11 protein-coding genes are annotated in these 14,194 nt (G+C 70.3%); 9 read left to right on the top strand and 2 right to left on the bottom strand.

Annotated features, from left to right (window positions below; all coding sequences use genetic code 11):
* Positions 1–630: 630 nt before the first annotated feature.
* Entirely contained in the window at positions 631–1,074 is a 444-nt protein-coding gene (locus E0500_RS22320) for an SRPBCC family protein (protein ID WP_131571802.1), read from the bottom strand.
* Positions 1,075–1,284: 210 nt separating this feature from the next.
* On the opposite strand from E0500_RS22320, the gene E0500_RS22315 reads away from it, so the two are divergent.
* The 3 genes from E0500_RS22315 to E0500_RS22305 all read left to right on the top strand — a co-directional run bounded on the left by E0500_RS22315 (position 1,285) and on the right by E0500_RS22305 (position 4,699).
* Positions 1,285–2,328, top strand: a complete 1,044-nt coding sequence (locus E0500_RS22315; RefSeq protein ID WP_131571805.1) for an Rv2578c family radical SAM protein — start codon at positions 1,285–1,287, stop codon at positions 2,326–2,328.
* 166 nt (positions 2,329–2,494) lie between these two features.
* Entirely contained in the window at positions 2,495–4,093 is a 1,599-nt protein-coding gene (locus E0500_RS22310; protein ID WP_131571808.1) for an alpha/beta hydrolase, read from the top strand.
* A 66-nt stretch (positions 4,094–4,159) separates the two neighbouring features.
* Positions 4,160–4,699 (top strand): GNAT family N-acetyltransferase, encoded by a 540-nt coding sequence (locus tag E0500_RS22305; protein WP_131571811.1) that lies wholly within the window; start codon positions 4,160–4,162, stop codon positions 4,697–4,699.
* A gap of 179 nt (positions 4,700–4,878) precedes the next feature.
* Here E0500_RS22305 and E0500_RS22300 read toward each other — a convergent pair whose 3' ends face one another.
* Positions 4,879–5,451 carry an adenylosuccinate lyase gene (locus tag E0500_RS22300; protein ID WP_131571814.1) on the bottom strand — a complete coding sequence of 191 codons (573 nt, stop codon included), beginning with the start codon at positions 5,449–5,451 and terminating at the stop codon, positions 4,879–4,881.
* Between the two features lie 375 nt (positions 5,452–5,826).
* Between E0500_RS22300 and E0500_RS22295 the strand changes: the two genes are divergently transcribed.
* The 6 genes from E0500_RS22295 to E0500_RS22270 all read left to right on the top strand — a co-directional run bounded on the left by E0500_RS22295 (position 5,827) and on the right by E0500_RS22270 (position 14,194).
* Positions 5,827–7,632: a 3-hydroxyacyl-CoA dehydrogenase family protein gene (locus tag E0500_RS22295; RefSeq protein ID WP_131571817.1), complete on the top strand. Its 1,806-nt coding sequence runs from the start codon at positions 5,827–5,829 to the stop codon at positions 7,630–7,632.
* A 190-nt stretch (positions 7,633–7,822) separates the two neighbouring features.
* Positions 7,823–8,641, top strand: coding sequence for a TetR family transcriptional regulator (locus E0500_RS22290; RefSeq protein ID WP_258572890.1), 819 nt, complete (start codon positions 7,823–7,825; stop codon positions 8,639–8,641).
* 563 nt (positions 8,642–9,204) lie between these two features.
* Positions 9,205–10,566 (top strand): crotonyl-CoA carboxylase/reductase, encoded by a 1,362-nt coding sequence (gene ccrA, locus E0500_RS22285; RefSeq protein ID WP_399119659.1) that lies wholly within the window; start codon positions 9,205–9,207, stop codon positions 10,564–10,566.
* Positions 10,567–10,584: 18 nt separating this feature from the next.
* The gene (locus E0500_RS22280; RefSeq protein ID WP_131564111.1) at positions 10,585–12,639 is read left to right on the top strand and encodes a protein meaA; all 2,055 of its coding nucleotides are present in this window, start codon (positions 10,585–10,587) and stop codon (positions 12,637–12,639) included.
* Positions 12,636–13,655, top strand: coding sequence for a CoA ester lyase (locus E0500_RS22275; RefSeq protein WP_131564106.1), 1,020 nt, complete (start codon positions 12,636–12,638; stop codon positions 13,653–13,655). Before E0500_RS22280 ends, E0500_RS22275 begins: the two co-directional genes overlap by 4 nt.
* 26 nt (positions 13,656–13,681) lie before the next feature.
* Positions 13,682–14,194 (top strand): MaoC family dehydratase, encoded by a 513-nt coding sequence (locus E0500_RS22270; protein ID WP_131564105.1) that lies wholly within the window; start codon positions 13,682–13,684, stop codon positions 14,192–14,194.

The following is a 14,194-nucleotide window of genomic DNA, read 5'->3' as shown; positions in this document are numbered from 1 at the left end:
CCGTGGTTCGCTGGTGGGTCCGGGCGGCCTCGGCGACTTTGCCACCGTGCTGGCCCGGGTGCCCGTGGTTCGCTGGTGGGTCCGCGCGACTTCAACGGCTTTCCCACCGTGCTGGCCCGGGTGCCCGTGGTTTGCTGGTGGGTCCGGGCGACTTCAGCGGCTTTCCCGCCGTGCTGGCTTGGGCGCCTGCGGTTTCGTCGTGGGTCGGGGGCGCGCCGAGAGGTCTCCGTCCTCGGTCCGGCGGGTCTGTGGGGGTGGTAACAGCGCCCGGCGGCGGACGCCGGCCGCTGCGGGCGGACACCTCCCGGCACACCCCCTTCCGTCCGTACGCGGCTGCCGGGCGCGTCGGGGGGGTGCGCACGGCTGGCAGTGCGCGGACGGGCGCGGGCACGCGAGTGGTGCGGTGGGGCCGGGGTGCGGGCGCGGCTGCCGGTGCGGTCGCGGGCTCGGGTGCGTGGCGGGTGCGGGCACGGCTACCGGTGGGGCAGGACCGGGGGTACGGCGGGCTCGGGTGCGCCGTGCTTTTAAGGGGCGCGGGGAACTGCGCGACCAGCCACAACGAACCCGCAGCCGCCCACCGACAGGAACCCGGCAGACGAGACGCACCCGCCCAACCCCCGGAGGGAACCCCTACTTCTCGACCTCGGCCGCCAGCTTCGCCAGAACCAGGTCGTAGATGCGAGCCAGTCCCTTGGGCGCGAAGGTCCTCTCGAAGAAGCCGCCGATCCCACCCGCACCGTTCCAGACGGTGGTGACCACGACCCGGGACTTGCCCTCCCCGGCCGGCGTGACCCGCCAGGTCGTGACCATGGAGGAGTTGCGGTCCTTCTCGACGAGCTCGCCGTCGGTGGGCTCGGTGACCTCAAGGAGGCAGTCGCGGACGCGCTTGCTGGTGGCCTGGAGCCTCCAGTGGACGAGGGTGCCCTCGCCGTCGCCGCCCTCACGCACCTCGTACTCGCTGAAGTGCTCGGGCAGCAGCTTCGCGCGGGTGTCGCTGTAGTCGGCGATGGTGTCGAACACCGTCTCCGCGTCCGCCGCGACGACTCGCTCCGTGGTGGCCTCGACCTGCGCCATTGCACTTCCTCCAGCACTTGGTGTTGCACGGGTTGGAGGAAAGCCAACCATCAGGCGGCCGAGGCGCCCAAATCGGGGTCCGCCAACGGGACTCGAACGACGCCCGCGGACAGGGCCGGAGGAGACCTTCACCCGATATTCGAGAATAGGTTCGCACGATCAAGGGAACGTGTGTTCTATTCTGTGGCCAGTGCTACCGAGGAGGTGCCCATGCGCTGGGACCAACTGGCCGAGAACCCCACCCGGGCCCGGGACGCCGCCCTGTTCGGCGCGGACGCGGTGACCACCCGCACCTTCGACACCCCGGAGTTCCGCGGCGTGACGTTCCACGAGATCCGGGCGAAGTCGATCGTGAACCGGGTGCCGGGGGCCTCCCGCATGCCCTTCGAGTGGACGGTGAATCCGTACCGGGGCTGCACGCACGCGTGTGTCTACTGTTTCGCGCGCAAGACCCACAGCTACCTGGACCTCGACACGGGCCTCGGCTTCGACTCGCAGATCGTCGTGAAGGTCAACGCCCCCGATCTGCTGCGCCGCCAGCTCGCCTCACCCCGCTGGCACGGCGACCACATAGCGATGGGCACCAACGTCGACTGCTACCAGCGCGCGGAGGGCCGCTACGGGCTGATGCCCGGCATCATCTCCGCTCTGCGCGACCACGCGAACCCCTTCTCGATCCTCACCAAGGGCACGCTGATCCTGCGCGACCTCGACCTGCTGAGGCAGGCGTCCGAGGTCACCGAGGTCGGTATCTCCGTCTCCGTCGGCTTCACCGACCACGAGCTGTGGCGCACCGTCGAACCGGGCACGCCCGCCCCTGAGCGCCGTCTGGACGTGGTGCGCACCCTCACCGACCACGGCATCGGCTGCGGAGTCCTGATGGCCCCGGTGATCCCGTTCCTGAGCGACAACCCGGCCCAACTCCGGGCCACCGTACGGGCGATCGCGGCCTCCGGGGCCACCTCCGTGACGCCTCTGGTGCTGCATCTGCGGCCCGGCGCCAGGGAGTGGTTCATGGCCTGGCTGGAGCGCAACCACCCGCATCTCGTACGGCGTTACGAGCGGCTGTACGCGGAGGGAGCGTACGCCCCGAAGTGGTACCAGCGCCGGGTCACCGGCCAGGTCCACGAACTGGCCCAGGAGTACGGCATGGGCCCCACACGCGCGGGGCTGCCGCGCAGGATTCCGGCACCCGAGCCCGAGGCACCCGAGCTGCGGTCGGAGCCGACGGTGACCCAGTTGACGCTGCTCTGACCGCGGCGGACCGGTGGGTGGACCGGAGAAGAGCGTCCGAGTGCTTCTCCCGGTCCGTTCGGGTCAAGTGTGGGCAGAACGCGTTCTTCCGGAAGTCGGCTCCGGGACGAGTGCGATGAGGGCCGTGGAGCGCACGGCTCACGTCCTGCGTCCCGGGAGCCCGACAATGAAGAAGCGCGCAGTTGCTCTGTGCGGTGCCGCCGTCGTGGTGGCCGGAATGGTCACAGGGGTCCCGGCCGACGCGAGCGCGGGCGCCGTATCCGGGCCGCGCACCACGATCGACGCTCCGCCCGCGAAGCCGTCCTGGAAGAAGTGCGGGACGAGCGACTACCCGACGCTCCAGTGCGCGTCCCTGAAGGTGCCGCTCGACCACACCAACCCGCGCGGCAGGCAGATCACACTCGCCCTCTCGCGCGTGCCGCACACGGCGAAGAAGTACCAGGGGCCGCTGCTGGTCAACCCCGGCGGGCCCGGCGGCAGTGGTCTCACACTGGCCGGGTTCGTCGCGTCCGCACTGCCCCCGAAGGTGGCGGCGCAGTACGACGTCATCGGCTTCGACCCACGCGGTGTCGGCGCCAGCAGGCCCGCCCTGAACTGCCGCCCGGGGCACTTCTCGCCGGTGCGGCCCGACTCGCTGCCGTCCACTCCGGCCGTCGAGAAGGCCAACCTCGACCGTGCCGCCGCCTTCACCAAGGCGTGCGCCGCCAAACACGCGGACCTGCTGCCGCACATCGGCACGGTCAGCGTGGTCAAGGACATGGACGCGATCCGGCAGGCGCTCGGGGCGAAGAAGATCAACTACTTCGGGTACTCGTACGGCACCTATCTGGGCGCCGTCTACGCGAAGCTCTACCCGGACCGTGTGCGTCGTGCGGTGCTGGACTCGGTCGTCGACCCCACGGGCGTCTGGTACGGCGACAACATCCAGCAGGACCACGCGTTCAACGACCGCCACCTCGCGTTCACGGCGTGGGTCGCGCGGCACGACGCGAAGTACAAGCTGGGTACCGACCCGGCGAAGGTGGAGGCCAAGTGGTACGCCATGCGCGGGGCCCTCGCCAAGAAGCCCGCGGACGGCAGGATGGGTGCCTCGGAGCTGGAGGACACCTTCCTCCCGGGCGGCTACTACAACGGCTACTGGCCCTACCTCGCCGAGGCGTTCGCGGCCTACGTGAACGACGGTAACGACGACCCGCTGGTCAAGGCGTACGAGAACTTCGGCGCCGTCGACGCGGCGGGCGACAACGGCTACAGCGTCTACTCCGCCGTGCAGTGCGCTGACGTGGCCTGGCCGCGCGACTGGGGCCAGTGGCGCAGGGACAACTGGGACACCTTCGCGAAGGCACCGTTCATGACCTGGAACAACGCCTGGTACAACGCACCGTGCGCGTTCTGGCCGACGAGCGCGTCGCAGCCGGTCGACGTCTCCAACGCCGCCGCGCCGCCGGTGCTGCTCTTCCAGGCGACGGACGACGCGGCCACCCCGTACGAGGGCGGCGTCGCGGTCCACCGTCTGCTGCGCGGCTCCAGCCTGGTGGTGGAGCAGGGCGGCGGCAACCACGGGATCACGCTCAGCGGGAACACCTGCCTCGACAAGCATCTGGCGGCGTATCTGACCGACGGCACGGTGCCGCGGGGCGCGGGCGGGGACGGGGCCGACGCGGTGTGCAAGCGGCTGCCCGACCCGAAACCGCTGACCGCGAAGTCGGCACCCTCGTCCTCGCGGGGTGCGGCACTGCACAGGCTGCTCGGCTTCCGCGGCTGAGACCCGCGAGGCCAGCCCGCAGCAGTCGACGGGCGCGCGGCCCTGGTGCCCACTTAGGGTGCCGTCATGGAAGACCGACTCGCCCGACTCCGCATCCGTGAGATGACCCTGGCCGACTGCCGTTCCGTGGCCGAGATCCGGATCGGCGGCTGGCGGACCGCGTACGCGGGGATGATCCCGCAGGCGTACCTCGACCGGCTCGACGTGGACGCGGACGCCGAACGGCGGCGCGGTCACCTGGAGAAGGGCAACGGAGAGGTCGTGAACCTGGTCGCGGAGCGGCACGGCGAGGTCGTCGGCTGGGCCTGCCACGGGCCGTACCGGGACGGTGAAGTCCGCACCGACGACGCCGAGTTGTACGCCGTCTACGTGCGGCCCGGCCACCTCTCGACGGGCGTGGGCCACGCGCTGCTCCGTGAGTCGGCCCAGCGGTGCGCCACCGCCGGGCACGAGCGGATGCTGCTCTGGGTGCTGAAGGACAACGCCCGCGCGCGCCGCTTCTACGAGGGCCACGGCTTCGCCCCGGACGGCGCCGAGGAGCCCTTCGAGGTGGACGGGGTGGCGGTGCCCGAGGTGCGTTACGCGCGTGCGCTAGGGCCCTTCTGATGGATCTCCGTGGAGGAAGGAGCGGCGTCCGGTGCGTGCTCCCCCACTGCCCTCAAAGGGCGTGGGGGACCCCAGGCGTGCGGTGTGAAGGGTCATGTGGCGGAGCCACCTGTCCCTTCGCGCCGTGCGGCGAAGATCCATCAGAAGGGCCCTAGGGGACATGGCTCCCGCCTGACGCCTCACAGCTTGGGCAGTCGCTTCAGCGCTCCGGCCGCCGCCTCCGCGAGAGCGGGGTGGGCGAGCGCCTCGTTGAGCAGGGGACGGGCCCGTTCGTCGCCCAGCGCGCCCAGCCCCTCCACACAGGCGAGTGCGACCAGGCGGTACGGATCATGCGGCCGCAGCCGCCGCGCGAGGGCGGTGATCAGGGCGGGCACGGCCTCGGGAGCGCGCAGCGCCACCAGGAGGCGTACGGGGTGCAGGGCGTAGGCAACGCGGAGTTCGTTGGTGGCGAGCGCGGCGGCCGCGCGGGCGGTGCGCGGATCGCCCAGCCGGGCCAGGGCGTACGCGGCGGAGGCGCAGCGCGGCGGGTCGCGGTGGTTGAGCAACAGGACGAGGGTCTCGAAGGCCCGCCGGTCCCCGGCGAGGCCGAGCCGGAAGGCGGCCAACTCCCGTGCCCACAGCGGCCGCCCGGGCGCGGTGAGCACACCGGCCAGTTCGTCGAGGTCGCTGGTCGCCACGAGCCGCTCGTAGCCGACCGGGGCTCCCGACTCGTGACGTAAGCGTTCCGTGAGTGATCGCAACTCCTCGTCCATGGCACCGAGGGTACGGTTGCCACGGCCCCGCCGGGGACGTGCATCACAAACACGGGGACTGGCGCGCTCGTTACTCGCGGGTTAAGCTCAGACGAGCGAGCTACCCGCTCGTGTACCTGCTCGTGGTGGCCTGGTGACGCAGCCTCCACGAGATCAGTCGGTTCGGTACCTCGGGTACCTCAGTGCGACTCGGCTTGGGGACAGGGCCGGTCGGTCATCACCGTTCGCCGGGCGTGCATGCCCCTGGCGACGGCACCGGGCGTGTGCGCTCGTAGCCCGGCAACACCCGCACACCGCACTCCTTTCCGCACCCGGTGCGCTCTTCGGCGCAGCCGGGCGCATTCCCAGTCGTCACCCTCACTTCTGGAGTCCGCGATGGCCACTCCCCTGTCCGACACCTCTCTGTCCCCGCTCAGGACCATTGCCGTCGTCGGTCTCGGCACCATGGGCGCCGGTATCGCCGAGGTCCTGGCCCGGGCCGGCCGCGAGGTCATCGGGATCGACATCAGCGAGGCGCAGGCCGCGAAGGCCGTCGCCACCCTGGAGACCTCGACCGCCCGCGCCGTGGCGCGCGGCCGGATCACCGAGCAGGAGCGCGGCGACGTCCTCGCCCGTTTCCGCACGTTCACCGGCCTCCAGGCCGCGGCCGACGCCGACCTGGTCATCGAGGTGACCCCGGAGTCGTACGAGATCAAGCAGCAGGTCTTCCGCGAGCTGGACGCCGTGGTCCGCCCGGAGACCGTCCTCGCGACCGGCACCAACGCGCTCTCGGTCACGCGCCTGGCCGCCGACTCGGCCCGCCCCGAGCGCGTGCTCGGGCTGCACTTCTTCAACCCGGCGCCCGCGATGAAGCTCGTCGAGATCGTCTCCTCCGTGCTCACCGCACCCCGGGCCGTTGCCTCCGTCACGGACCTGGCCATCGAGCTGGGCAAGGAGCCCGTGGCGGTCGGCGACCGGCCCGGGTTCGTCGCCGACGGGCTGCTGTTCGGCTACCTCAACCAGGCTGCCGCGATGTACGAGGCCAAGTACGCCACCCGCGAGGACATCGACGCGGCGATGCGGCTCGGCTGCGGGCTGCCGATGGGCCCGCTGGCGCTGCTCGACCTGATCGGCGTCGACACGGCCCGTACGGTCCTGGAGGCCATGTACACCGCGTCGCGCGACCGGCTGCACGCGCCCGCACCCATCCTCAAGCAGCTCAGCGAGGCGGGCCTGACCGGCCGCAAGTCGGGGCGCGGCTTCTACACGTACGAGGCGCCCGGCAGCGCAGCCGTCGTGCGGGACGCGCTGACGCCGCTGTCCGGCGGGCCCGCGGTCCCCGGCCGCAGCGTCCGTGCCATCGGTGTCGCGGGGTCCGGGACCATGGCGTCCGGGATCGCCGAGGTGTTCGCGAAGGCGGGGTACGAGGTCGTGCTCGCCGCGCGCAGCGAGGAGAAGGCGGGGACCGCCAAGGCCCGTATCGGCAAGTCGCTTTCGCGCTCTGTCGACAAGGGACGCATGACCGTCGAGGCGGCGGCCGCGACGCTGGACCGGATCACCCCGGCCGGATCGTGCGACGCGTTCGCGGACGTCGACCTCGCGCTGGAGGCCGTCGCGGAGGACCTGGAGGTCAAGCGGCAGTTGTTCGCGACCCTCGACAAGGTCTGCAAGCCGGGCGCGATCCTCGCCACCACGACCTCCTCCCTGCCGGTCGTGGCCTGTGCCCGCGCCACCTCGCGGCCGCAGGACGTGATCGGCATGCACTTCTTCAACCCGGCGCCCGCGATGAAGCTGGTCGAGGTGGTCCGCACGGTCCTGACCGGGGACGACGTGCACGCCACGGTCCGCGAGCTGTGCACGGCCGTCCGCAAGCACCCGGTGGACTGCGGCGACCGCGCGGGGTTCATCGTGAACGCCCTGTTGTTCCCGTACCTGAACAACGCGGTCAAGATGGTCCAGGAACACTACGCGTCGCTGGACGACATCGACGCGGCCATGAAGCTGGGCGGCGGTTACCCGATGGGCCCGTTCGAACTGCTCGACGTGGTCGGCCTCGATGTCTCGCTGGCCATCGAGCGGGTCCTGCACCGCGAGTTCCGTGACCCGGGCCTGGCCCCGGCGCCGCTCCTGGAGCACCTGGTGGCGGCGGGCTGCCTCGGCCGCAAGACGGGGCGCGGCTTCCGCGAGTACGCCAAGCGCTGAGCGGTCCGGCGAGGGGTTCAGCGGCGACGCGGACCGGGGCGGGCTGCCGGGGCATGCGACCGGCGGCCGGCTCCTCGTGAGTTCCGGGCGGCTCCGCCCCGGTCTCCCGCCCCGGCGCTCCCCCTGCCCCCGGAGGCGGGTGATCGGCGGATCTGCGCAACATGCTGCGCGGATGCAGTACGTTCGGGTCATGTCCCACCCCGCCAAGTCCTCACGTACACCAGCTGCGCCCGACGTTCCGGAAAGCGCCGCGGGCGGTCGCGCCGCCGCCCAACGGCTCAAGATGCGCCGGGAACTGGCGGCCGCGGCGATGGAACTGTTCGCGACCAAGGGGTACGAGGCGACCACCGTCGACGAGATCGCGGCGGCCGCCGGAGTCGCCCGCCGCACCTTCTTCCGCCACTTCCGCTCCAAGGAAGAGGCGATCTTCCCCGACCACGACGACACCCTGGTCCGGGCCGAGGCCGTACTGAACGCGGCGCCCGCCCACGAGCACCCGCTCGACACCGTGTGCCGCGGCATCAAGGAAGTCATGAAGATGTACGCGGCCCGGCCGGAGATCTCGGTGCAGCGCTACAAGCTCACGCGGGAGGTCCCCACCCTGCGCGAGGCGGAGATCGCGTCGGTCGCCCGCTACGAGCGGCTCTTCACCCGGTACCTGCTGGGCCACTTCGACGAGCACGCCCACGACGACGACGCCAACGACGACCCGTTGCTGGCCGAGGTCGCCGCGTCCGCGGTCGTCACCGCGCACAACCACGTACTGCGCCGCTGGCTGCGGGCCGGCGGGCAGGGGGACGTGGAGGCGCAGCTGGACCACGCCTTCGCGATCGTCCGCAGGACGTTCGGCACGGGGATCGGGGTCGGCCGGCACGAGCCCACGCCCCACGCCTCCCGGGTCCCGGCGTCGGTCTCCTCGCAGGGCGAGGTACTGGTGACGGTGGCCAGGACCGACGCACCGCTGGACGAGGTCATGAAGACCATCGAGGAGGCCCTGAGGAACCGCTGACCGGCAGCGTCGGCGTCACGGGCCCCGATCGTCACCCGTGGCTCCGAACGGCCGGTCAGCACCGAGGAGTTGCCGGCGGAACTGCCGCGCATGCCGGCCCTCGCACGGCGACCGGCTGCCGCCCCACCCCACTGCATCGAGCTCACGGCTCCGCTGCGCACGGCACTGCTACGGCAGGACGGGCTACAGCGGAGCCGTTCTCGTCGTGCTGGCCGGATTTTCCGCCGATATTCGGGTGGCCCGTCGATCGATCATCGCTCATTTGTCGCGTAAAGATTTCACCTGAGAGCAATTTCTGGCACCCAGTGCCTTGCGAGGTGACACGGGGTGCCATACCGTGAGGGTGTCCGGGCGATCGGCGTACAGAGATCCTTCGTACGTCGGCTGTCCCCGCCGGCCATCCGGCCGGCGCGCCCGGACGCCTGCGTCACAGGCACCCTCCGCGCCACAAAGCGCTGCCGGAACACCACCCTTCCGCCGAACCGACGGCACACCCTCAGCAGCACCCGACGTAACCCTCAGCAGCGTCTTCCCTCAGGACGCTCGTCGCCGGAGGCAACACCGTGAAGGAAATCCTGGACGCGATCCAGTCGCAGACCGTGACATCAGGCGGCTCCGCCGCGGTCACGTCCGCCGACTTCGCCGCTCTGCCGCTCCCCGAGTCGTACCGCGCCATCACCGTGCACAAGGACGAGACGGAGATGTTCGCCGGGCTCGCCACCCGCGACAAGGACCCGCGCAAGTCGATCCACCTGGACGACGTGCCGGTCCCGGAGCTGGGTCCGGGCGAGGCCCTGGTGGCGGTCATGGCCTCGTCGGTCAACTACAACTCGGTGTGGACCTCGATCTTCGAGCCGCTGCCGACCTTCGGTTTCCTGGAGCGCTACGGCAGGCTGAGCGAGCTCACCAAGCGCCACGACCTGCCGTACCACATCATCGGCTCCGACCTCGCGGGCGTCGTCCTGCGGACCGGCCCCGGCGTCAACGCCTGGAACCCCGGTGACGAGGTCGTCGCGCACTGTCTGTCGGTCGAGCTGGAGTCGAGCGACGGCCACAACGACACGATGCTCGACCCCGAGCAGCGGATCTGGGGCTTCGAGACCAACTTCGGCGGACTCGCCGAGATCGCCCTGGTGAAGTCCAACCAGCTGATGCCCAAGCCGGACCACCTCACCTGGGAGGAGGCCGCCGCTCCGGGCCTGGTCAACTCCACCGCGTACCGGCAGCTCGTCTCCCGCAACGGCGCCGGTATGAAGCAGGGCGACAACGTGCTGATCTGGGGCGCGAGCGGCGGGCTCGGCAGTTACGCCACACAGTTCGCGCTGGCCGGTGGCGCGACCCCCGTCTGTGTGGTGAGCAGCCCGCGGAAGGCGGAGATCTGCCGGGCCATGGGTGCCGAGGCGATCATCGACCGCAACGCCGAGGACTACCGGTTCTGGAAGGACGAGAACACCCAGGACCCGAAGGAGTGGAAGCGCTTCGGCAAGCGCATCCGCGAGCTGACCGGCGGCGAGGACGTCGACATCGTCTTCGAGCACCCCGGCCGCGAGACCTTCGGCGCCTCGGTCTACGTCACACGCAAGGGCGGCACCATCGTCACCTGCGCCTCCACGTCGGGCTACACCCACGAGTACGACAACCGCTACCTGTGGATGTCCCTGAAGCGGATCATCGGTTCGCACTTCGCCAACTACCGCGAGGCCTGGGAGGCCAACCGGCTGATCGCGAAGGGCAAGATCCACCCGACGCTGTCGAAGGTCTACTCGCTGGAGGAGACCGGCCAGGCCGCGTACGACGTGCACCGCAACCTCCACCAGGGCAAGGTCGGTGTACTGACGCTGGCCCCGCGCGAGGGCATGGGCGTGCGCGACGCGGAGAAGCGCGCCCGGCACATCGACGCCATCAACCGCTTCCGGAACATCTGAGGTCCCTTCATGAAAGACATGAAAGAGACGAAGACAGGGGAACCCAGCCGGCAGGAACCCAGGGAAAGGGACCGGCCGTGGCTGATGCGGACCTACGCCGGTCACTCCACGGCCGAGGCGTCCAACGCGTTGTACCGCCGCAACCTCGCCAAGGGGCAGACGGGTCTCTCGGTGGCCTTCGACCTGCCGACGCAGACCGGATACGACCCCGACCACGTCCTCGCCCGCGGCGAGGTCGGCCGGGTCGGGGTACCGGTCTCGCACCTGGGTGACATGCGCCGGCTGTTCCAGGACATCCCCCTGGAGCAGATGAACACCTCGATGACCATCAACGCCACGGCCATGTGGCTGCTGGCGCTCTACCAGGTCGTCGCGGAGGAGCAAGGACTCGATGAGGAGGCCGTCACCAGGCTCCAGGGGACGACACAGAACGACATCGTGAAGGAGTACCTGTCGCGGGGGACGCATGTCTTCCCGCCCGGCCCCTCGCTCCGTCTGACCACGGACATGATCGCGTACACGGTCTCCCACATCCCGAAGTGGAACCCGATCAACATCTGCTCGTACCACCTCCAGGAGGCCGGTGCCACACCGGTCCAGGAGATCGCGTACGCGATGTCGACGGCCGTCGCGGTGCTGGACGCCGTCCGTGACTCCGGTCAGGTGCCGCGGGAGCGCATGGGTGAGGTCGTCGCCCGTATCTCCTTCTTCGTGAACGCGGGGGTCCGCTTCGTCGAGGAGATGTGCAAGATGCGGGCCTTCGGCCGCATCTGGGACCGCATCACGCGCGAGCGGTACGGCATCGAGGACCCCCGGCAGCGGCGCTTCCGGTACGGCGTCCAGGTCAACTCTCTGGGTCTGACGGAAGCCCAGCCCGAGAACAACGTCCAGCGAATCGTGCTCGAAATGCTGGCCGTCACCCTGTCGAAGGACGCCCGCGCGCGTGCCGTCCAGCTCCCCGCCTGGAACGAGGCGCTGGGCCTGCCCCGGCCCTGGGACCAGCAGTGGTCGCTGCGCATCCAGCAGGTGCTCGCGCACGAGAGCGACCTGCTGGAGTACGACGACATCTTCGAGGGCTCGCACGTCATCGAGGCGAAGGTAGGCCGACTGGTCGAGGAGTCGTTCGCCGAGATCGAGCGCATCCAGGAGATGGGCGGCGCGATGGCCGCCGTCGAGTCGGGCTATCTGAAGTCGCGGCTCGTCGCCTCGCACGCGGCCCGCCGGGCCCGGATCGAGTCCGGCGAGGAGAAGATCGTCGGCGTCAACATCTTCGAGACGACCGAGCCGAACCCGCTGACGGCCGACCTGGACACGGCCATCCACACGGTCGACCCCGCGGTCGAGGAACGTGTCGTACGAGCCCTCCAGGAATGGCGCGCCACCCGCAACGACCCGCGCCTGCGGGTGGCGCTGGAGCGGCTGAAGGAGGCCGCCCAGGGCGAGGACAACCTCATGGAGGCCACCCTGGAGTGTGCCCGTGCCGGGGTCACGACCGGTGAGTGGGCCGGGGCACTGCGGGAGGTGTTCGGGGAGTTCCGGGCGCCGACCGGCGTCTCCTCGGCGCCGGTCGCGGTGACGGCAGAGGAGGGCAGCGGACTGGCCGAGGTCCGCCGGGGGGTGGACGCCACCGCCCGGGACCTGGGCGTGGGCAAGCTGCGCTTCCTCGTCGGAAAGCCCGGCCTGGACGGGCACTCCAACGGGGCCGAGCAGATCGCCGTGCGGGCCCGGGACGCCGGGTTCGAGGTGGTGTACCAGGGCATCCGGCTCACCCCCGAGCAGATCGTGGACGCGGCCCTCGCCGAGGACGTGCACGCGGTCGGCCTGTCGGTTCTCTCCGGTTCGCACGCGCGGCTCGTGCCGGACGTGCTGGAGCGGCTGCGTCAGGCCGGTGCGCCCGACATCCCGGTGATCGCCGGCGGGATCATCCCGAACGGCGACGCCGAGCAGCTCAGGGCCGCTGGAGTGGCCGCGGTCTTCACCCCGAAGGACTTCGACATCACCGGGATCATCGGCCGTATCGTCGACGAGATCCGCAAGGCCAACAAGCTCGACCCCTTGGAGGTCCCCGTATGACCGCCCGCCCGTCTCCCGCCACCACCCCTCTGACGAGCGGCTCCGCCGCGCCTCTTCCTTCTGTCAACCGTCTTCGTCCGCGGCGTTCCTGCCTCGCGGTGCCCGGAAGCAACCCCCGCTTCCTGGAGAAGGCCCAGGGCCTCCCCGCCGACCAGGTCTTCCTCGACCTGGAGGACGCCTGCGCCCCGCTCGCCAAGCCCGAGGCGCGGCACACGATCGTGAAGTTCCTCAACGAGGGCGACTGGACCGGCAAGACCCGGGTCGTACGCGTGAACGACTGGACGACCGAGTGGACGTACCGCGACGTCGTCACCGTCGTGGAGGGCGCGGGTCCGAACCTGGACTGCATCATGCTGCCGAAGGTGCAGGACGCCCAGCAGGTCGTCGCCCTGGACCTGCTGCTCACCCAGATCGAGAAGACGATGGGTTTCGAGGTCGGGCGGATCGGCATCGAGGCGCAGATCGAGAACGCCCAGGGCCTGAACAACGTCAATGAGATCGCCCAGGCCTCGCCGCGCGTCGAGACGATCATCTTCGGCCCGGCCGACTTCATGGCGTCGATCAACATGAAGTCGCTGGTCGTGGGCGAGCAGCCGCCCGGCTACCCGGCGGACGCCTACCACTACATCCTGATGAAGATCCTGATGGCCGCCCGCGCCAACAACCTCCAGGCGATCGACGGCCCCTACCTCCAGATCCGCAACGTCGACGGCTACCGCGAGGTCGCGCAGCGCGCCGCGGCGCTCGGCTTCGACGGCAAGTGGGTGCTCCACCCGGGCCAGGTCGAGGCGTCCAACGAGATCTTCTCGCCCTCCCAGGAGGACTACGACCATGCCGAGCTGATCCTGGACGCGTACGAGTACTGCACGTCCGAGGCGGGCGGCAGGAAGGGCTCGGCGATGCTCGGCGACGAGATGATCGACGAGGCCAGCCGCAAGATGGCGCTGGTCATCGCGGGCAAGGGACGCGCCGCCGGTATGCGGCGCACCAGCACGTTCGAGATTCCCGCCGACTAGGCCGACCAGAGGGGACGCGTAACGCCATGCAGTTCGGGCGCACCTACGAGGAGTTCGAGGTCGGGGCGGTCTACAAGCACTGGCCCGGCAAGACGGTCACGGAGTACGACGACCACCTGTTCTGTCTCCTCACCATGAACCACCATCCGCTCCACCTGGACAGCAACTACGCGGAGACGTCGACGGACTTCGGCAGGAACGTCGTCGTGGGGAACTACATCTACTCGCTCCTGCTCGGCATGTCCGTGCCCGACATCTCCGGCAAGGCGATCGCCAACCTGGAGATCGAGTCGCTCAGGCACGTGGCGCCGACCTTCCACGGCGACACGGTCTACGGCGAGACGACCGTGCTCGACAAGTGGCTGTCCAAGTCGAAGAACGACCGCGGCATCGTCCACGTCGAGACCAAGGGCTACAAGCAGGACGGCACGCTCGTGTGCGTGTTCCGCCGCAAGGTGATGGTGCCCACCGAGACATACATCAAGGAGCGCGGCGGCGAGCAGCCCGGCCGCCCTGAGCCGAACGCACAGGAGAAGTAG

The organism is Streptomyces sp. KM273126 (assembly GCF_004337435.2).
Classification (GTDB): Bacteria; Actinomycetota; Actinomycetes; order Streptomycetales; family Streptomycetaceae; genus Streptomyces; species Streptomyces acidicola.
Note: the sequence above shows the minus strand (reverse complement) of the source record. Positions and strands in the feature narration are given on the sequence as shown.